The 20,491-nt window shown below is 58.0% G+C and carries 11 protein-coding genes; 4 read left to right on the top strand and 7 right to left on the bottom strand.

Going from position 1 to position 20,491, the window contains the following annotated elements; translation table 11 throughout:
- Window positions 1-17 precede the first annotated feature (17 nt).
- Window positions 18-1,868, bottom strand: a complete 1,851-nt coding sequence (recQ, locus tag CRI94_RS05545) for a DNA helicase RecQ (protein ID WP_098074663.1) — start codon at window positions 1,866-1,868, stop codon at window positions 18-20.
- A 273-nt stretch (window positions 1,869-2,141) separates the two neighbouring features.
- Here recQ and CRI94_RS05540 point away from each other — a divergent pair, with 273 nt between their 5' ends.
- Both CRI94_RS05540 and CRI94_RS05535 read left to right on the top strand, forming a co-directional pair.
- A complete protein-coding gene (locus CRI94_RS05540) occupies window positions 2,142-3,110 on the top strand; it encodes a cation diffusion facilitator family transporter (protein ID WP_098074662.1) in 969 nt (322 codons plus the stop codon).
- Window positions 3,111-3,363: 253 nt separating this feature from the next.
- Window positions 3,364-5,625 carry a LysM peptidoglycan-binding domain-containing protein gene (locus CRI94_RS05535; RefSeq protein WP_179862177.1) on the top strand — a complete coding sequence of 754 codons (2,262 nt, stop codon included), beginning with the start codon at window positions 3,364-3,366 and terminating at the stop codon, window positions 5,623-5,625.
- 131 nt (window positions 5,626-5,756) lie between these two features.
- Here the strand turns inward: CRI94_RS05535 and CRI94_RS05530 are convergent, their stop codons facing one another.
- Both CRI94_RS05530 and CRI94_RS05525 read right to left on the bottom strand, forming a co-directional pair.
- Window positions 5,757-6,137, bottom strand: coding sequence for a TM2 domain-containing protein (locus CRI94_RS05530; protein WP_098074660.1), 381 nt, complete (start codon window positions 6,135-6,137; stop codon window positions 5,757-5,759).
- A 75-nt stretch (window positions 6,138-6,212) separates the two neighbouring features.
- A complete protein-coding gene (locus tag CRI94_RS05525) occupies window positions 6,213-6,557 on the bottom strand; it encodes a DUF2752 domain-containing protein (protein WP_218919354.1) in 345 nt (114 codons plus the stop codon).
- Between the two features lie 109 nt (window positions 6,558-6,666).
- Here CRI94_RS05525 and CRI94_RS05520 point away from each other — a divergent pair, with 109 nt between their 5' ends.
- On the top strand, window positions 6,667-9,201 hold the full coding sequence (locus tag CRI94_RS05520; RefSeq protein WP_245846083.1) for a prolyl oligopeptidase family serine peptidase: 2,535 nt from the start codon (window positions 6,667-6,669) through the stop codon (window positions 9,199-9,201).
- Window positions 9,202-10,061: 860 nt separating this feature from the next.
- Here CRI94_RS05520 and CRI94_RS05515 read toward each other — a convergent pair.
- The 4 genes from CRI94_RS05515 to CRI94_RS05500 form a co-directional block, all read right to left on the bottom strand.
- Complete coding sequence (locus CRI94_RS05515; RefSeq protein ID WP_098074658.1) at window positions 10,062-13,757, bottom strand: endonuclease; 3,696 nt, start codon at window positions 13,755-13,757, stop codon at window positions 10,062-10,064.
- A gap of 189 nt (window positions 13,758-13,946) precedes the next feature.
- A complete protein-coding gene (locus CRI94_RS05510; protein ID WP_098074657.1) occupies window positions 13,947-15,545 on the bottom strand; it encodes a DUF5689 domain-containing protein in 1,599 nt (532 codons plus the stop codon).
- Window positions 15,546-15,647: 102 nt separating this feature from the next.
- Window positions 15,648-16,691: a DUF5689 domain-containing protein gene (locus CRI94_RS05505; RefSeq protein WP_098074656.1), complete on the bottom strand. Its 1,044-nt coding sequence runs from the start codon at window positions 16,689-16,691 to the stop codon at window positions 15,648-15,650.
- 129 nt (window positions 16,692-16,820) lie between these two features.
- A complete protein-coding gene (locus tag CRI94_RS05500) occupies window positions 16,821-20,066 on the bottom strand; it encodes a TonB-dependent receptor (RefSeq protein ID WP_098074850.1) in 3,246 nt (1,081 codons plus the stop codon).
- A gap of 170 nt (window positions 20,067-20,236) precedes the next feature.
- Here CRI94_RS05500 and CRI94_RS17635 point away from each other — a divergent pair, with 170 nt between their 5' ends.
- Complete coding sequence (locus tag CRI94_RS17635; RefSeq protein WP_179862176.1) at window positions 20,237-20,374, top strand: hypothetical protein; 138 nt, start codon at window positions 20,237-20,239, stop codon at window positions 20,372-20,374.
- The last annotated feature ends 117 nt before the right edge of the window (window positions 20,375-20,491 follow it).

Below are 20,491 nucleotides of genomic sequence, written 5' to 3'. Positions count from 1 at the left end.
CCTCGCCTCCGGCCCCATCAGCTCTCTTGAAATGTGCGCACAACGTCAAGGAATGCATCGGCGTATCGTTCAAGTTTGACATCGCCGACTCCGTGCAATTGCCGAAACTCTTTCGGGGTCGTCGGGCGATGTTCAACCATCGCAAGCAGCGTTTTATCCCCAAAAACGACATACGGCGGAACGTCCTGTTCACGGGCGAGCTTCGTTCGGACCTCTCGTAGTGCGTCGAACAGATCGCGCGCCTCCCCGCTCTCCGGTGCATTGGACCGTTTCGCTGTTTTCGTCGATGAGCGCTTGCTCACCGGTTCCGGTTCGTGGCGAAACTCGACGTCCCGATTCCCGCGCAGCACCGGACGGCACGACTCGTCCAGTTTCAGGGAGCCATATCCCGTGATGTCGACGTGCACCATTCCCTTGGCCACGAGCTGACGGATGATGGAGCGCCAGGCTTGCTTCGAGCGTTCCGAGCCTATTCCGTACGTGGAAATGTCGTTGTGGCCGAACTTGCGCACTTTCTCCGTATCGGCTCCTCGAATCACGTCGGTGATGTGAGAGGCGCCGAATCGCTGACCGGTCCGCGCAATGCATGACAGCACCTTTTGCGCAGCAACGGTGCCGTCCCACGTGTCGATCGAGCGGAGACAATTGTCGCAATTGCCGCAATCGACCGGTAGATCGGTTTCGCCAAAGTAGTTGAGGATGACGCGACGGCGGCAATCCGTCGTCTCGCAGTACCCGAAAAGCGCATTCAGTTTGTGATGCTGCGCCCAGCGATACTCCTCGTTGTCGGTCGACGACTGAATGATTTTCCGCATGCGTACGATGTCGGACAGGCGATACGCCATCCACGCATTCGACGGATGCCCGTCCCGCCCGGCACGCCCCGTTTCCTGGTAATACGACTCCATCGTCTTCGGCACGTCGAGATGCGCAACAAACCTCACGTCCGGCTTGTCAATGCCCATCCCGAACGCGACGGTTGCCACCATGATGAGTCCCGGCTCACGGAGAAAGCGGTCCTGATGCTCTTCTCGCTTTGTGCCCGAAAGTCCAGCGTGATATGGTAAAGCTTCGTAGCCCTGGTCCGCAAGAAATTTTGCGGTTGACTCGACGCGCTTCCGTGACAGGCAGTAGACGATGCCGCTGTCGTGCCGATGCTCGGAGTCATCGTTCCGATGCTCAGACTCAATGAACTGGAGCAGCTGCTGCTTGGGGTTTCGCTTCTTCGGGACGACGCGGTAGTTAATATTCGGTCGGTCGAAACCCGTGACGAAAAGGTCGTCCTCCGACATATGCAAACGCTCCAGGATCACCTCCTGCGTCGGTGGATCGGCCGTCGCCGTCACGCCGATGGTCGGGACGTGGGGAAACGTCTCCCGAAGCGTGCTGAGCTGCAGGTACTCCGGCCGAAAGTCGTGTCCCCACTGAGAGATGCAGTGCGCCTCGTCGATCGCGATTAGAGCCACATTCGTCTGCTTCATGGCTGCGATGAAGCGGTCGCGCATCACGCGTTCGGGGGCAACGTAGCAGAGATCGAGTTCACCGTGGGCGAACTGCGCTTCCACGATTCGGCGTTCACTGGCCGACAGGCTCGAGTTTAGGACAGCGGCACGGATGCCGAGCTGCTGCAGCGCGTCGACCTGATCCTGCATCAGCGAGATGAGCGGCGAGACAACGATGCCGACACCGTCTCGAACAAGTGCCGGAATCTGATAGCAGAGCGACTTTCCTCCACCGGTCGGCATAATGACGAGCGCGTTCCGGCCTCGAGTTATCCGCTCGATAATCTCCCCCTGATGCGGGCGGAAGGAATCGTAGCCGAAAACGGATTGCAGTACGTGCCGGGGATCGGCGGAAGTGACATCCATCGAACAAACGAGCGACAGGCAAAAAACGGTAGCGGCGCGTTTCACCTACGGTCGCGGTCGAAAAAGGATCTGCTACCTTCAAGCGGCTGTGGGACGCTCACCAGGACGATACGTCACTCTTTTGATGAGGGCTCACTGAGCGGCATGATCTCAGAAATAAAAAGAGGATTCGCACGATTGGAACAGGTGGCGACTTTCGACTCACGCGGACGGCTGGTATATAATGAGTATTATTCGCCCGAACATGTTCTTCAATGATCACGCTCCGCGTCCATGGCTTCCTCGAAAAAAGCGATCTACGCCGCAATTGCCGGCAACACAGCCATCGCCATCACGAAGTTTATCGGTGCTGCGATTAGCGGAAGTAGCGCCATGCTGGCGGAGGGCATCCACTCGCTCGTGGATACCGGAAACGGGGGCTTGCTGCTACTCGGCATCAAGCGGAGCCAACGTCCGCCCGATGCGAACCACCCGTTTGGATACGGGAAGTCGCTATACTTCTACACGTTGATCGTGGCGGTCTTGATCTTCGGCCTCGGCGGAGGCTTTTCCATCTACGAAGGCTTGATGCATGCCCTTGATCCTGGCCATGGGGGATCGGGAACGGTGACGGTCGCTGGTATCACCATGTCGGGCCTCACGCTCAATACGATCGTCTTGACGGCCGCGATCGTATTTGAGAGTCTGGCTCTACGGACCGCACTACAAGAGTTCAAAAAACAACGGGGCGATAAACCGTTTTTCTCGGCCATCAAGGAGGCGAAAGACCCAACGACGTTTACTGTCGTCTTCGAAGATAGCGCAGCGCTGGCTGGTTTGGTCGTCGCACTGCTGGGTGTTCATCTCGCGTCCGCGCTCCACATGCCGATCATCGACGGCATTGCCTCTATCGTCATCGGTCTGATCCTGTGCGGTGTGGCCGTCTTCTTGATCTGGGAGAGCAAACAGCTTCTCATCGGCGAGGCTGCAGATCCCGAAATTCGAGACGGGGTTTACGATATTGTACATAACGGAGGCCCGGTTGAAGCAGTCGGTCGCATCCTGACCGTCCACATGGGACCGAACACACTGGTTCTCAACATGGACCTCGAATTTCGCGACGACCTATCCGCTGATGAGGTCGAGGTCGCAATCGATGATCTCGAAAAGAAAATCCGTGAGAGACACCCTCAGGTCAAATATATCTTTATCGAGGCGGATTCGATCACAAAGCGCAAGAAAAGCCCTTCAGCGTCGGCATAAGGTCGTTTCATTGAGACAACCACCCTGTACCGTGATGTAACAGCGTGCCGCATGACATAAGCAGGGGAAACGCCTCGAACCGAGGTCGAGGGAACCGTCCAATAAAAAATTTGACCGGTTTGCAACGATCTGCGTGACATTCCCATCGCGCTTGGTTTTAATTTAGATACGCAACCGAGTAGCGCCCGATTTTTGCGTTACATCGGAGTAACCCGCGCGAATGCCCCCACGCACGCTTCACTCGTCCCATCCTATGCAGGGATCCCTCCGTCTCACCGTACTTGCCGTCCTCACAACCTTTCTTCTCGCCGGTTGCAGCAGCACAGAATCGCTGTCGGATTCGAACGAAGACGCACCAACCAATTCGGAAGCCGTCGCGGAGGCAGACACGTTATCTGAACAAAAGACGCCGATCAACGAGCAGGTCCGGCGGCTGTTCGTTCTTGAGGCCCGGATCCTTGCTGCGCCAGATAGCACAGCTGCGGATAGCCTTCACACAGGGCGATTGCTCAATCAGGCGATGGGCGAACTGTCTGCCCTGCTCGACCGTGACCCGTCGGTCATCGAGCGCGATGCCGTTCGCGACGTGTATCGCGGCCTAACGAAAGAATACCGGCGATACCATCGCTACGAAGGCTCCGCCGACTCGATGGAGACGGCAAAAGGAGACATATTCTCGGTGCGCGCCGGTCTCTTCGCGTCGCTCGAACAGGTCGACGAGCCGCTTCTCGAGGACGTGATGGCTCCCGAAGCCATTCAGAACATTGAGACGGAAATCCCGCTGACAATGAACCGGCTGGTGAAACAGAGTCTCGACTACCTGAAGAGCGATCCCAGCAAGCACGTCGACAGCTGGCTTCAGCGGGAGCAGACGTACGGCCCGATGATCGACCACATCCTCGCGCAGGAGGGCGTTCCGCACGAGCTCCGCTACTTGGCCATGATCGAGAGCGGCCTGAATCCGCGGGCGCGCAGTTGGGCGGGTGCCGTGGGAATGTGGCAGTTCATGCGCGGCACAGGTCGCATGTACGACCTGAAGGTCGATGGCTGGATCGACGAGCGACGCGACCCAGAAAAGGCAACGCGCGCCGCCGCCCGTCACCTCAGTGACCTGTACGATTCGCTGGGCGACTGGCATCTCGTCCTTGCCGCGTACAACTGCGGGGAGGGCTGCGTCCGCCGGGCCGTTCGCCGTACGGAGCGATATGACGACATCGAGGATCCGAACTATTGGGAGGTCTACGACCGGCTTCCCCGCGAGACTCGCGGCTACGTCCCAATGTTCATTGCCGCCACGATCCTCGCATCGCAGCCTGAGAAGCACAACATCGAGCCCCCAAAAGCAGCACCGGCATACGCCTACGATTACGTGGCCGTGCATGGCTCCATGCTGACGGTCTACGAGATTGCTAGGCTCGCCGAAACCGATGCGGATGTCATCCGGGCACTGAATCCGGAGCTGCGTCAGCGTACGCTTCCTCCCTCTCGTGAGAAATACTACATCCGCATCCCGGTTGGAAGCTACCCAACGTTCGCCTGGGGCTACGCAGATCTTCCAGAATCAAAAAAGCGTCCGGCGACCAGCTACCGCGTCCGCTCGGGTGACACCCTCTCGGAGATTGCGGACCGTTTCGGCACCTCGACCAACCGGTTGCGCCGCACGAATGGCATCCGCGGATCCATGATCAATATCGGGCAGACGCTCGTCGTGCCCGTCCGCAACTACGACAGCGCGATCCAAAACGCGAGCCCGCAGCAGCCGATGCGCGTTCAGTACGGCGCCGTCACACCCGTCCGTCCGCTCGACCGCATCGTAATCACAGACCGTGGCCTGCAGCGCTCGCCAGCCGAGCAGCAGAGTCCGCCGGTCCGCACGGCTTCGACGCGTTCCTCCGAGCAAACCAGCTCTTCCTCCGCGTCGTCATCGTCAACATCGGAGACCGTCTCGACGAAGGCCAAATCGTCTTCTTCTGAAGCGACTGCGTCGACGGAATCGTCATCTAGTACGTCGGAGTCCTCGTCGTCGGCGTCGCAGAAAGCATCAAGCTCGTCCTCGTCTGCGTCGATTGTCACCGTACGGCGCGGAGATACGCTGTCCGACATCGCCGCTCGTCACGGCGTAAGCACGCGCAACCTCCAGCGCTGGAATCGGCTTGGCTCCTCCCGTATCCATCCCGGTCAGACGCTGCGCCTGACCGCTCCGCCCGCCGGCACATCGACCTACACGGTTCGTCGCGGCGACTCCCTCGATCGCATCGCCCGCACTCACGGCGTCACGATCCGCCAGCTTCGCGATTGGAACGATCTCCGCGGTTCGCGAATCTATCCGGGACAGACGCTGGAAATTCGGGACGGCGGGGGCGATCGACCAATCATCTACACCGTTCAGCGAGGCGATACGCTCAGCACGATCGCAAAGAGCTACGGCACATCGGTCGGCGAATTGCGCATGATAAACGAGCTTCGCGGAAGCCGGATCTACCCCGGGCAGAAGCTGAAGATTGAAACCAACTAACGCAAGGTTGAGGCCGGATCGCCGGCTCATAATGCCCAGACTATAAAGCAACGGCCTGCCCCGTACCGAGACGGAGCAGGCCGTTCTTTTTTTATCGCGATGCTACCCGACCGGAATCCGACCGTCGGTGCCTAATGGTCTGACGGTGAGGCTTGTGACGGCATCGTCTCCATCACGATCCTCGCGCACTCCTGCGCCTTATTCGCGTTGTAATCGAACGTCAACGTTTCGTAGCGAAAGCAGTCGATCACCGTCCCGACCAGGCAGAATCCGCCCGTAAAGAGGTACAGTAGCCCCATGCCGACCTGACCGAGGTAGAATCGGTGCACGCCCGCGATGGCAACGAATCCCAGCAGGTTCATCAACAGGATCGTCATCGGATCGCGACGACGCGCCCGGTACAAATTGGCGAACTGAAGCGCCTGGTCTTCACTCATCTGCTTGATCATCTGCGCGACGAAGACCTGCTCGTCGCCCTCCAGTTCGGGAAGATACTTCAGTACTTTTGACATTGTAGGCGCTGACTCTGGTGAAAACGTGAATGCGAGGTGCCGCGTCATCATCGGTCGGCCCCGGGCAGGCGGCGATTACCGACGGGAGAAAGTGGAGAAGACCGGTCGGCGTCTTCCGTATGCTTCGCGAAGGAGGCGAACAATTCGAACGAAGAGTCCTGCGACGACCACCGCGCCGAACGGATGAGCAGCGAAGGAAGCTGCCCACTCTCCGCGCGCCATAAAAGCAATCGCATGACCGAGACCACAGCCCGGACACCATTCAATACCTAGGCGGGCAAAGAGGCACCACGTTTCGCCTTCAGCCGACGGATTCATGAAGGCCATGAGCACAAGGCCCGCCGTCCAGAGACCGGCTTCGACGGGAAAGCGGCGCATATGCCCGCCCATCGCCCGTGTAAGTATGTGTCGCGTCGTCATGGCAGTGATTGTCTCCTCTCAATTCACCCACAGCACGTGCTCGCCCGTATGTTTGTTACGCACGGCTCCGGAAATGTGGTAAGCGGAACGCTGATGGTTGTGACGGAGCATGTCGACTCGTATCTTTTCAGCGGCTGTCTCTCTCGACGCTCGAAATCTGGTCTCGACGGCCACCCCGACCGACCTCTCCACGCCCCTCCTCGGTATGCGATTTTTAGCTTTACTCTGTACGCTCGCCCTCCTCGGCGGTACCATCACGCACGCCCAACCTGCCGCCGACGCGAACGCCAGAACGTCTGAGCTCTCTGTCGAGCAGATCATGCAGGACCCGGAACGTTGGGTCGGTGACTGGCCGGAGAACCTCCGCTGGCACGACAACGGACGGATCGTTTACTTCGACTGGAATCCCGGTGGCGAATTCCCCTCCGACTCCCTCTTCTCCTACAATGTGGAGACGGGCGAGCGCCCTGCGAAGGTCTCTCCTGAAGCCCGACGTGCCGCCCCACCCACGTTCTCGGGCTGGCACCACGGCGAACACGTCTACGACCTCGACCAGCAGCGCAAGGTGTACACTCGCGATGGCGACCTGTACCTGTACGACCGCTCTGCCGACCGGATCACGCGTCTGACGGATACGCCCGACACAGAATCCAGCCCGCGGTTTTCGCCCGACGGACGTCGTGTGGTGTACCGACGCGCCAATGAGCTCTTTTCCCTCTCCCTCACAACGGGTCTGACGCGACAGCTCACGGATCTCCGATCCGGACGCGGTCCAGCGCCCGACACGACCGCTCAGGATGCCTTTCTCTACGAGCAACAGACGGCCCTTTTCGAAACACTCAGGGAAGAGCACGAAAAGCAGGAAAAAGCAAAAGCTGCCCGCGAACGGGAGCGCGCGGCGGACAACGATCCTCCGACGTATTACTATGGAGATGGCTCGCTTCGCCAACTTCAGATTGACCCGTCCGAGCGATTCGTATCGTTCACCGTGCAGGAAGAATCGCCGGATGCGGAGGAAACCCTCCTCGCCGATTACGTAACGCTCTCCGGTTTCGCGGAGGCGATCGAGGCGCGTCCGAAAGTCGGCATCCAGCCGGGTGCATTTGCTCTCTACGTGCAGGACGTTCAGCGGGACACGACGTACGAAGTTGACCTGCATCAGCTGCCTGGTGCCTACGACATTCCGGCGTACCAGCAGGAGCAAGGCGTCGAGATGGATTCGTCAGAAGCTAAGCGCTCTCTCTACGCGTATGGGCCGTACTGGAATTCCGAGGGGAGCAACGCGGTCCTCGTCGTTCGGGCGGACGACAACAAAGACCGATGGATCGCACGCCTCGACGCGGCAACGGGTGATCTTACCGTTCTCGACCGCCAGCAGGACGACGCCTGGGTCGGAGGCCCCGGCATCAGTGCCTATGGCGGTCCCGGTACAATCGGCTGGATGCCGGACGGGGAAACCGTCTACTTCCAGAGCGAAGCCACCGGCTGGAGCCATCTGTATACCGTGGACGTGTCGTCTGGAGAGATCACGCAGTTGACGACGGGCGAATTCGAAGTCTCCGATCCACGGCTCTCCGAAGACGGCTCGACCTGGACCTTCCAATCGACAGAAGAGTCGGCCCACGAGCTCCACGTCTACGAAATGGACGCGGATGGCGGAGACCGAACCCGCCTGACCGACCGAAGCGGACAGCACTTCACGCCGCCCTCCCCGACCGGCACGCTCGCAACGCTTTACGAGTACAGCAATCGGCCTCCGGACATCTACGTTCAGGATCGTTCGGAAACGGCTGAAGCCGAACGCGTCACCTCTTCTCCCACCGACGAGTGGCTGGCGTACGACTGGCGCGATCCCAAAATCATCACGTTTGAAGCGTCAGACGGGGTCGATGTGCCGGCCCATCTCTACCGTCCGGACGATTCGAACGGCGCGGCCGTCATGTTCGTCCACGGCGCCGGATACACCCAGAATGTGATCAAAGGCTGGCCGTATTACTTCCGCGAAATGATGTTTCACAACATGCTCGCGGACCTCGGCTACACCGTCATCGACATCGACTATCGTGGATCTGCCGGGTACGGCCGCGACTGGCGGACGGCGATCTACCGGCACATGGGCGGTCGCGATCTCGGCGATTACGTGGACGGCTCTGCCTACCTCCAGGACGAGTTCGGCATCAATCCCGAACGCACCTTCATCTACGGCGGCTCGTACGGCGGCTTCATGACGCTGATGGGGCTCTTTACCGCGCCAGAGTCGTTCGGTGGCGGCGCCGCCCTGCGCTCTGTCACGGACTGGGCACACTACAACGACATTTACACGTCGAACATCCTGAACACGCCGGCGACGGACTCAATCGCATACGCTCGTTCTTCACCGATTTACTTCGCCGAGGGCCTCGAGGACCCACTGCTGATGCCGCACGGCCTGGTCGATGCCAACGTGCAGCCGCAGGACATCTTCCGGCTCTCGCAACGCCTGATCGAACTGGGCAAGGAAGACTGGGAGCTTGCGATGTACCCCGTCGAGCCGCACAGCTTCGAGAAACCGTCAAGCTGGACAGACGAATACCGGCGCATCTTCGAGCTCATCCAGGAGTCGGTGGGCCCGATGTCCGAACACGCGGACTCATCCGCGCCATAGCACATCAACACTTACGCTGTGTCTGAGGAAGCAGGCCGTCTCGCACTTTGCGGGCGGCCTGCTTTTTTGGTTGTGTAAAACACAAACCGACGGGCCGTTGGTAAACCGCCTCATAAGTTTTCCGAATGATATTGTCGGGACCGCCCAAACCGTGACCTAGCAGCAGCCCCGATTTGGGAAGAGAAACGATTCAACAATACACGTTCAAACATTCTTCTGCCTGGGTGTGGTGCGTTTGCCGAATCGAATCCGTTGGAGACACCGACATTTCAAAGTTGAAACGGTATTACTCAGGCCACAGAAGTAATCCACGTAAAAAGGCGACACCCTCCGGAGAAGGTGCCGCCTCACAGTCGCTGTAAGTCTTTTCAGATCAGCTTACGGACGTGCAGGCGGATCTGCGAATACACGTATTTGAATGGATGCGGACGGGTTGCTTTCCGCCCCCCCTGCACCAACGGCGGTTACCCGATAGGAATAAACGGTCCCGCTTTGCACGGACGAATCTGAGAACTGTGTATCACTAATAGATGACTCCCCGTTCACGGGCGTGCCCGACACATTAACCTCTGCATCTCCACGTGCACGATAAACGTTGTACCCGTCTGCACGATTAGACGCTTTCCATGTCACATCTACGGCTGCGCCCTGCTGCACAGCATCAATCCCGGTCGGTACAGAGGGGGCCTCACCCGAAGGACCGCTATCCCCGCCTGAATCACAACCTGCAGCGAACAGAAGTACGACTACGAGCCCCGTTGCTGTCAGACGGCGCAATGGATTAATTACAATTCGGCAGAGCGGTATCATCGGATTCGATCTATAAGGAAGCAAAGAAAACAGTCGGGTATGATAGACAATCAGCGCACGTGCACGACTTTGTGGACGTGCTGAACAGCCCCCAGATTCATGCGGACAAAATACATCCCGCTCGACAAGGACGCACCGTTACCTCTCGTGCCGTTCCACCGAATCGTGTGTTCTCCGGCTGATTGGCGCTTATTAACCAGCGTGTGCAAGCGACGCCCGAGAAGGTCATACACTTCAACTTTGACGTCCTTCGATTCAGGGAGCACGTAGCGAATCGTGGTGGCATCCCGGAACGGGTTCGGGGCTGGCGGTTCAACAACGACCTGATCGGGAGATGCATTTAGCTCCGAGCTCACGTACGCTTCGGTGCCAACCAGTAGCGTCCACGAGGTCGACGTTTGGGACGGATTTACGGACAGCGAAGATGTAGAAGTCAGATCATGACGTACGCCGCTTTCGTCGTTGACAAGAATGACTCGCGTGCCAGCCTGCGCCGGCAGCGATTGCACCCCAAGCGTCACAGCACGGGCATCTTTCGAAAGTAGACGCAACGGGTATGTCTGACCCCCATTCGCGGGTGCGCGTAGATCTCGCGCCAGATATTTCTCCCGTTTGTTGTCAGCCCCTGGTGCTTGGACACGAAGCGCCGTCCGCGCGAATCCCGTTGGTGGAGCGACGTGATCGTACGGATCAATCCCACGGTGAGCGTTCTTCATCTCCCCGACTTGGATCCGGGAGACGTTTCCGCTTCTATCCGTGACCTCAAGCTCCACATGGCGGGTCATATCTATACTGTGTGTCGCAAGTGTAGTGGGGGTCGAGGAAGCCCCGGTCGGAATCGTTAGTTCGGTTAAACCCTGGTCGTTCAGGAAGTAAAACGCTTCCCCTCCGGTTGCAGCCGTAAATGATGCTGTCTGCTGGAAGCTCCCGTCCCATTGCCAAATCGGTTGCAGGGAACCGCCATTCGCGCTAACGACCGCACTCCAGGAAACGTCTAGCGGAAGCGGGTTCGAGATGATATTCCATCCGTCATGAAGCGGGACCGTGGTCGTGTTATTCGAGACATTGACGTTCGACACCGTTTCGGACACGGTCCAATCGCTCGTGCTAAGAAGCCAGAATCCTCGCCCCGGCCTGAAGTTGAACGTATCAGAACCATCGTACGTTTGCAGGTAGTCCTGCGACGCACCCGTATCGTGGAATGCCGTCCAAGAAACTTCTGGTGCTCCGGACAGGGTCGTAGCGATCGACCGATCAACTTGTCCAGCAAGGCCGACGAGACGATAACTGGCCGTCTCCCCTGTACTTCCGAAAGAGAGTGACACATCTAGCTTTGTTTCGTCGGGGATCGTCCCCCCTGCACCCTGTAGATCGCTCGTAGCTAATCCAAGAAGTTGATAACCAGTGTCTGGTTCGTCGCTTTCGAAGCCTTCCCCATTAAACTGCCCAAGCGCACCGGCAAACGTGGTGGTGACGGGAATTTCGACGCCGACAAGCGGTGATCCATCCGGAATGCGCATCGAAACGGCGTCTGTGGGGGTCCCAAGAGAGGCATCGGTGACCGCATAATTTGTGCTTGCCTGAAACGTTGCGTCCCCGTTGGCCTCGATCTGAATATCTTCAACGCGAACAAGTTCAGCCTCATAGTCCTCACCGTTCGAGACGATATCACTCAGCGTGACGACCGGTGGAGTCGGAAGCGTATTTCCCTGTGAGACAGCCTCATACTGACCGTCAGCCACATCCGTGAGCTCGAGGAGTCCGTTGTAGTATTCTAACGAACCCGTAACGCAGAGCTCCGTGCCGACCTGGATGGTGTTGCCAAGATCGCTCCCGAACGCCCCCTGTGACTCGAATACGTAGAGGCCGGCCGTGGCATCCTGGATGTACGGCCCATCATCTGTTAGACGAGTAACGGTACCTTCGACTGTTACGGTCGCTCCCCCGCCTAGCTGTCGAGCCTCACGAATGGAAATAACCGTCGGCGACGGCGAACCCCCACCACTGAAGTAAGCCCGGTCGATCAGCGTAGGATCGACGATAAACGGGTTCACCTTATTACCCTGGTAACTGGCCTGGATGATGTTACGGCGGACCTCTGCCGCATCGACGGGGTCGTCTTGGTGCCACTGAAACAGTGTCTCTCGCTGCTGCTCGTAAAACTGCAGGTTCGCGCGATTGGGATACATCGTGACGAAGTAGAAGGCGGCTCGTGCCACATCACCCTTTACAGCCTCGCGCGGCTCAAACCGCCGGTCGGTTCGGGTGGGACTATCGTCAAGCTCACTCCACGCGTCGATATTCGACGCCGGGATGGTGGATTGCGACTGATCCTCAAAGAACCACGTGTCTGTCTCCGTATTCGGAATCTCACCATACGCGTAGTTGCTTCGCGCGGAGTTAACACTCCCGAAGGCCGGTGCCAGGATGTGCATGTCGCTCAGCGCCGGCTCCTCCTCTGCTCCCTGACTACGCGGCCAGATGTGCTCCGTATTCACTCCATCATCACCGGCCTGCTGACTGGCATCACCTCCGTTCGGATCGACCGTTGCCTGAAAACCAGTGTAAATGCCCTCTACGATGCCACCGTCGTTGTAGATGGTACGGTAGAGCGAATCCCGAGCGATGTCGTATCCGAGTGTCGGTGCCGACCCAAATGTAGCCTGAAGAGTCTCGACCAGTATATCACCCGTCTCCCCACTAGCGACGGTCCCCTGCGCCGTTGCGTCGTCACGAATCCAAATCGTAAACCGACCAGGCACCGCAATGGCACCATCCGCGGACGAGAGAACGAGTTCCAGGCGCTCGAGCCCCTCCGTTTCCGTATCGTCAGAGACATTAACTGAAATGGACTGTGGCGCAGGGTCCGCATCTGTAAATGTCAGCGTTTGGGGTACCGTCAGGCCGGTTACATCCGTACCCACCTCAGCCGTGCTCCCCGCTCCAGCGTCTACGGTAACGGATACGGTCTCGCCATCTGCCACGTTAAGGGCGGAAACGTCAACCGATACCGTACCCGTCCCTTCTTCGACGTTGGCAAAAATGCGATTGAACCGGAATGAGCGAGACGACTGCACGTCGCTTTCCAGTACCGGAATCAACTGATAATCATTGATAAACTGACCAACGACGCCTTCATATTCGAACGCACCTGCCGGAATTGTAGTGCCGGCGAGTTGCGTCTCATCCGCTTGTTGAACGCGGAATGGGAATGATCCTGTTTCTCCTACAACAGTGTAGTCTTCGCCATTCGCAAAGACGCCACTCGCGCTTTGAAAACTGAGGCTCGAAATGGACACCAGTTCCGATTCGTAATCCTCTCCGGCTGACGCCAAGTCATCAATCGACACAGACTGGGGGGCTGGAACGGATCCCTGACCTAACACCTGGTAATCACCCAGGTCGCTCTCATTGATTTGTAGCAGTCCATTAAACTCGGACAGCGTACCGGTCACCTGGAGCTGCGTGCCTGCCGTGATGACACCACTAGTCACATCTGTGTTGAACGGCCCGCTGGTCTGGCGGATGACGAGAGCACTCGCTCCCGTCGTACCGCTATCATCTTGAAGGCGGACGAACGAACCGAAGGCACGGGTCACCGTCCCTTCCACCGTCACCGTCGCATCGACACCCTGGCTCCGCGCCTCAGCAATCGTGACCACTGACTGGGCGACTGTGCCCGATGTGCTGGCAACGACCAATAGCGCCAGGAACGTGAGAAAGCGTAGTAGCGGTTGCGTTCGCATAAAAAAGCAAATACGAGGAGACGAATGTATGGACGCGGCAGATCTACGTCTGGCCACGCTCCGTAACGTACAGGTACGAATATCAAAAAACGAACGGAGACGGTTAGAAAACCGTCTCCGTTCGGTGATTTCTCACAGCCTCCGCCGTTTTGGCCAGACTGTGCGCTCTCAAATCAGCTACCTACCGGCTTACTGCAGATCGCCGTCGCGAAGCGGAAGGAGCTGATAAGCGCCCTGATACTCTCCGACTACGCCCTGAAAGGTGAAGGGCTGTCCTGGAACAGATTCACCCGCGTAGAAGCTATCGCCCTGGATACGGAAGGCCATGCTACCTGACGCGTCGGTCGCGGTATACGTTGTGCCTCCCGAAAATGTACCTGTGGCATCCACTGAGAGACCGGTGACGCGCACTAACTCGCCTTCGTACGCTTCGCCATCGCTCGTGATTTCGTTGATGGTGGCATCAACCGGCGTTGGCAGTGTGTTGTTGCTCGAGAGCACTTCGAAACTGGTTATGGTTGGTCCGACCTGACGGAGGCCGTTGAATTCACCAACTTCGCCTTCAACACGGAGCTCATCGCCGATTGCTGTACCTGAGGCGATATTACCATCAAACTCAAAGGCCACAATGCCAGCGGTATCGTCCTGGAAGAACACATTTTCACCATCGTAGCGCGTGATGATGCCCTCCACTATGACGTTTGTACCGTCGCTGGCTGCCCGAGCCTCAGCAATAGTAATAGCTGGAGCACTGGCGTCCTGTACGTCAGAATCAAGGAGGCCGAGCAGCTGGTAGCCGGTGTTATCATCCGGCTCGCCAAAGTTGTTAAACTGGCCGAGTACGCCCTGGAAATTGGCCGTAGCAGGAATCGGGTCTCCCTCAAGTTCGGAGCCGCCTGGAATCCGGAGAGTGAGCGAACCAGAGGTGTTGCTAACCGGGTAGTTGGACCCGCCGGCGAACGTTGCATCCCCACCGTCGTCAATATCGAATCCTTCGACGCGGATCAACTCGCTTTCATATTCTTCGCCATTGCTCTCGAGTTCTCCAAGCGTTACGACCTGAACATCCGGCAGACTATTTCCAGAAGAAAGAGCCGTCAGGCCATCCGTTCCAACGCTTTCGATCTGAAAGAGACCGCTGAAGTATGTTGTCGAGCCATCGACACGAACCTCGTCGCCTTGAGTGACCTCACTTGAAATGGAGCTGTCGAAGACGAACAACGCGCCGGTGTCGTCTTGGAGATAAAAGCCGTCGCTCTCGACGCGGGTCACAATCCCATCAACGATCGCTCGCTCGCCTTCCGGAAGGGCCTTCGCTTCCATGGTCGTGAGAGTAACATCATCCTCCGTTACCGTCAGCGTAAATGTCGACAGAACCTCGTCCGTTGACGCGCCTGTTGCGTTTTGGAGTTCGAGAATGATGGTTTCATCCCCTTCCAGGAACGTATCATCATCAACGACCTCAAACGTGAACGTTTTCGATTCCCCGCCGGTCGTGCTCTTCGGGAACGACAGCGTCGTGTTCTCCGGGAGCTCAATCTCCGAGGGATCAATTGTGCTGGCCTGGGACAGAACGACATCGACCGTCAATTCCTTGTACCCTGGATCATTGACGACAACGTCAACCGAGTACGTGGACGTATCTTCTGGAGCCGTATCGCTTTCTTTGGCGAACGCAATGGTAGAGTCGTCGCCGACGTCGGACGGAATGCCGGAATTGCTGTCGCATCCGGCGAGCACCGCTGCAAAAAGCAGGAGCGCAAAAGGGATAGAAAGAAACCGTAGCATAGGCTTGCAGATCATAAATAGAGTCTGACGGGGGATGCGCTTGGGGTCATGCCGCGAAGGCAGCGGAGGCCTCACCGAGGCGAGGCCTCCGCGCCATGCGAGCTACTGCGTGATGATGTCGGTCTCGCGAAGCGGAAGGAGTTGATATTCGCCCTGGAACTCACCAACAACTCCCTCAAACGTGAACTCGCCACTCGGGACGTCGGCGCCGCCCACAGGACTGCTTCCCTGAACCCGGAAGGCCATGGAGCCGCTTGCGTCGGTCGCCTCGTAGGTAGTACCCGACGAGAAGGTGCCCTGCGCATTCGTCGTGATGTTCTCGACGCGCACAAGACGACCTTCGTAGCTTTCGCCCGCGCTCGTGATATCGTCGATCGTGACGTTGAGCGGATCGGGGAGATCATTGCCGGTGGATATCACTGAGAAGCTGTTCACCGTCGGACCAACCTGGCGGAGACCGTTGAACTCACCGAGCTCTCCGTTCACGACAATCTCGTCGCCAATGCTCGTCCCGTCAGCGATTTCGCCGGCAAATTCGAACGCGACGATGCCGGCTGTCTCGTCTTGGAAGTAAACATTTCGATCGTCATAGCGCGTCACAATGCCATTGGCAGCAACGGTCCGTCCATCGTCGAACTGCCGAATCTCCCGAATGGGGCGAAATCCGATGGAAACCTCGATCTGGTTGTTGCCGACTGCAATCTGCTCTGGTGAAGAAACGTTCTGCAGGGCAAAGAAGGCCGATTCTCGTGCTTCTGCGTCGAGGGTGTCGAGAATGTTGTACGTGAACGTCCGGGTGACGTCGTCAGTTGTCCCCGCCGGGAACGTGAGCGTCTCGACGACGAAAGCATCACCAATTTGCGGGAGCCCGTCCGTCGAAAACCCAAGATCTTCCGGTCCCGCCGAGCTAGCACCGGCGGCGTAAATAAGTTCGGCCGTGACCTCTGCGCCGATCGGGTTTCGGAGTTCCACGTCGAAGGAGATCGTCGTGTCAATCTCCGGTGCTGCGACTGTGCTGCTTGAGATGGATAGAGTCGGCGCTCCCGGTCCGGATTCCTGTCCGGGCGCCGTGCCGCTGTCGCACGCCGTAAGGCTGAACGCGACGAGCGTCAGAATCGAGAAGAAAAGCGTTCGCAATCGATACATAGGGTTAGTAGAGCGTTGTAGCAACGTTAGGGAGTCATGTGCTACGGTTGGGGTACCGCAGCCGGTGCAGTGCATCAAGCCAGCCGAGCCCACCCCGAAAAAAACGGGGCAGGCGCGGCGGCGGCTGCGTTAGAACGTGTAGCGTAGGCCAAGCTGCACCTGCCAGCGCGACCCGATGTTCGACGTCTGGAAAAGCTCATCCGAAGCCGTTTCCTGAAGATTCGACTCGTCGAAGCTAACGATCGGCTTGCCAACGTCATCTTGCGTAAGGATGCGGCCACCGAGTTCACTTCCGACATCCGCCGATTCAACGTAGCCGCTGAAGTCCCAGGCAACACTGTTCTGGAACTGCACGAACTGCTGACGGCCCCAGTCGTCGTTGATCCAGTTCAGGACGTTCTCCATCGTGGCTGTAATCTCCAGCTTCTGCTGTTGATACGTCACGATGTTTTGCGAAATCTGCAGATCGATCTGATGGCTCCAGGGACCCATGTCGATGTTTCGCTTTGTAAAGCCGCCACGGTAATCATCAAGGCCATCCCAGGCATTGATGAAGGCGTTCATCGACTCCCAGTTCTCCGACTCGAGAACAACATCGTTCGGCCCCTCGGGAACGTACACGAGATCGTTAAAGCTCTGCGTGTCGCCATTGGCATTACCGGCGTAAATCCAGCTAAACGGCTGTCCGGAGCGACCATCGTAAATTAGGCCAACGGTCGTAGCGAAGCGATCCAAGTACTCCAGACGATAGTTCAGCGTACCGAGCACACGGTGACGCAGGGCCTGATCCGTCCGACCGAGACGCGGGTTATTCACGTCCACGTTCTCGTTGAACTGCCAGTTAGAGATCGCACGGCTCGAGGAGCCGGTATTTACCGAGCGAGCTTCGTTGAGTGTATACGAGAGCGACCCGCTCAGGCCTTCACGCACCTGGCGCTGAAGCTGAATCGTCCCGCTGTATGAGTAGCCCTTGTTTGTATTCTTGAGAAGAAGGGCGTTCGTGAACCGGGGGCTCACCGTCTGGCCGTAAATCGGACGACCGTACTTCGATTCGTCCGTCTGCTCGTAATTGAGGTTGGTGAAGGTGACGCCATTCACCGTGCTGGAATAGAGTCCCTCAAGCGTAACAGCGAAGCCATTTGGTAGCTGCTGGTCAATCGCAAGGTTGGTCCGGAAGACCTGCGGGTACTTGAAATCATCCGAAATCACGTTGATCTCGGTCGTAGCAACCGGGGTAATCAGCGCGTTGTCACCGGCACGCGGAAGCTTCTCGCGCGTGTTCTCACCGAGATCCGTCGGGACGAATCGACGACCAGGGGTGTCGTTCGGGCCGTCGTAATAATCATCGTACCCAAAACGCTCTTCGATGCGAACAAAGTCGGCCCCTGTGTTGCTGAACTGGTTCGAGATCCAGACAAATGGTGGGTCTCCGGCGAACAGGCCGATACCACCTCGGACCTGCGTCTCGAAGTCTTCACCGAGGTAGTCGTTGCTGTAGTTAAAGCCGAAGCGCGGTGACCAGATTGGATTCCCCGTCGCAACGCTCGATGTGCTAACCCCAAACGCCTCGTATGCTGTTGGATTGAACGTTGGGTTGTCTGGGATGATCGGCATGTCTGCACGCAGTCCGAACGTCAGGCGTAGATTTTCAAGTGCTTGCCACTCATCCTGAGCGTAGAGTCCTACCTGGAAGGCCGTAAATTCGGCGATCGGTTTTTCCGTGCCGGCTGCCTCCGTGGCGTAGCTGTAACGATACACGGTCGGCTGACCTCGCTCATACGCGTCCAGAGCCGAGATCACACGGTCACCATCACTCTCGAGCGGCTCAAACTCAAACTGTCCGTAGAAGTCCTGGATGAACAGGTTGCTAAAGCTCCAGATCTGATTGTTCGTGCCGAGCGTGAAGGTATGATTGCCACGCACGTACGAGAAGTCGTTGGTGATTTCGACAAGGTCCTGATCGAGGCGGTTCGCCTGATTGAACCGGCCAGGTCCTAGCTGGATCTGTGAGTCCGATGACGGCACGAGCGTGACATCGGAGAATGTTTCGTCGCCGATGTCTCGCGAATCACGAATGCGCGTGTAGACGACGCGTGCCTCGTTAAACATGTTGTCACCCAGCGTCGTGTTGAGCTGGAGCACCGTCGAGTTTTGCACACTCGAAAACTGATAGAGCTGGCTCGAGAAATCGAAGCTGTTCTCGCCTCGCCCAAGCCCACTATCGTCAAGACCCTTCACGTAGTTGTGGCGAAGCGTCAGGCGGTTATTGTCGTTCAGGTTCCAGTCGAGCTTCGCCAGAAACTTATAGCTATCCTGGTTCTCCGAGATCACGGATGTTCCACCAGGATTGTAGCCATAGACGTTTTGCGAGATGTCAGCGACCTGGTCGATGTAGTCTCGCGTGTCCACACCGGAGATCTGGAAATTATTCGGTCCCGGCCCGATCCCCGTGTTCTGCGGATTCTTCTGCGTGACGTACTCCGCGTTCACGAAGAAGAAAAGCTCGTCTTCGATAATTGGGCCGCCGACGTTGCCGATGAAGTACTGACGGCTGAACTCTCCTGTACCTTCGCCCTGAAGATCGCCGGTGAAGCTCTCATTCCGACCGAAGTAGCGAACGAGTCCTTCGAACTCGTTGGAGCCACTCTTCGTGACGGCGTTGATTTGACCACCCGTGAAGCCGCTCTTCCGAACGTCATACGGGGCGATGTCGATCTGAAACTCCTCGATCGCGTCGAGGCTGATCGGCTGCGTTCCCGCCTGGCTGCCGGGCACGGCATCGCCGAGGCCAAATACGTCGTCGAGCGTGGCGCCGTCGACCGAGATGCTGTTGTACCGGTCGTTGTTACCGGCAAGGCTTCCACCTCCAGTGTACTGAGGCGTGAGGCGTGCGTAATCCGTGATGCTACGGCTGATCGACGGCAGCGCGTCGATCTGCTCCTGACGAATATTCGTCGCAGCACCGGTGCGATTGGCGTCGATGACGCCCTCTCGCTCCGCGATCACTTCCACGCCTTCAAGCTCTTCCGTCTTCGGGCGGAGCTGGAAGTCAATGGTTGCTTTCTCGTTCAGGTCGAGCATCACGCCGGTCTTCTCAACCGTCTGGTACCCGACGAAAGAAGCGCGTACGAGGTACGGACCTCCCACGCGCATATTAAGAATCGAAAACCGACCCTGTGCATTCGTTGCCGTTCCGTACTGCGTGCCGGTCGGCTGGTGGATGGCGACGACGTTCGCACCTGGAATCGTTTCTCCAGACTGATCAACCACCGATCCGGTGATCGACGCCGTCGTACTCTGACCGAGGGCGGGAGCCACCGGAAGCACGAGGAGGAGGCATATCAGCGATAGCCACCGTGTAGCCGTAAGCTTCATATCGAGGGGTGTTGGTGTGTTCAAAAAGAGGCCGTGTGCTGTCGAGGGGTCACCCTGGTCCATATCAGGACGTCAGGAGACGATTTGCCCCGCCGGAGCGGTCCTGCAGGGTTCGACACGAGCGGTTTGCCTTCGACCACCGAGCCAAACGCATATCCTCGGTTCGCCCGATGCCCACGAAACAATCGGGCATAGAAAAAACCGGTCGCTTCTGCCTGCTCGGCGACGAGCAGCCAGTCATTGACGAGAGACCGGTCAAAGAGGAGAGACGCATGACGGTAGGCGACTCGTCCGACCTCGATATCTGACACCGAAAGGTCGAAGCGAGCAACTCGCGAAGCCAGCGTGACAGGAATGGGGAGGGCATCCGCGCAGACCCAGGGGGCGATTTATGCAGCGCGCGGAGCGTGTCTCAACAACACGGC

Origin of the sequence: Longibacter salinarum, from assembly GCF_002554795.1 — a bacterium.
Lineage (GTDB): Bacteria > Bacteroidota > Rhodothermia > Rhodothermales > Salinibacteraceae > Longibacter > Longibacter salinarum.
Note: the sequence above shows the minus strand (reverse complement) of the source record. Positions and strands in the feature narration are given on the sequence as shown.

Coding starts and splice junctions, on each gene's coding strand:
- recQ (WP_098074663.1), bottom strand. CDS start 1,868: ATGGATGTCACTTCCGCCGATCCCCGGCACGTACTGCAATCCGTTTTC.
- CRI94_RS05540 (WP_098074662.1), top strand. CDS start 2,142: ATGGCTTCCTCGAAAAAAGCGATCTACGCCGCAATTGCCGGCAACACA.
- CRI94_RS05535 (WP_179862177.1), top strand. CDS start 3,364: ATGCAGGGATCCCTCCGTCTCACCGTACTTGCCGTCCTCACAACCTTT.
- CRI94_RS05530 (WP_098074660.1), bottom strand. CDS start 6,137: ATGTCAAAAGTACTGAAGTATCTTCCCGAACTGGAGGGCGACGAGCAG.
- CRI94_RS05525 (WP_218919354.1), bottom strand. CDS start 6,557: ATGACGACGCGACACATACTTACACGGGCGATGGGCGGGCATATGCGC.
- CRI94_RS05520 (WP_245846083.1), top strand. CDS start 6,667: ATGTCGACTCGTATCTTTTCAGCGGCTGTCTCTCTCGACGCTCGAAAT.
- CRI94_RS05515 (WP_098074658.1), bottom strand. CDS start 13,757: ATGCGAACGCAACCGCTACTACGCTTTCTCACGTTCCTGGCGCTATTG.
- CRI94_RS05510 (WP_098074657.1), bottom strand. CDS start 15,545: ATGCTACGGTTTCTTTCTATCCCTTTTGCGCTCCTGCTTTTTGCAGCG.
- CRI94_RS05505 (WP_098074656.1), bottom strand. CDS start 16,691: ATGTATCGATTGCGAACGCTTTTCTTCTCGATTCTGACGCTCGTCGCG.
- CRI94_RS05500 (WP_098074850.1), bottom strand. CDS start 20,066: ATGAAGCTTACGGCTACACGGTGGCTATCGCTGATATGCCTCCTCCTC.
- CRI94_RS17635 (WP_179862176.1), top strand. CDS start 20,237: ATGCCCACGAAACAATCGGGCATAGAAAAAACCGGTCGCTTCTGCCTG.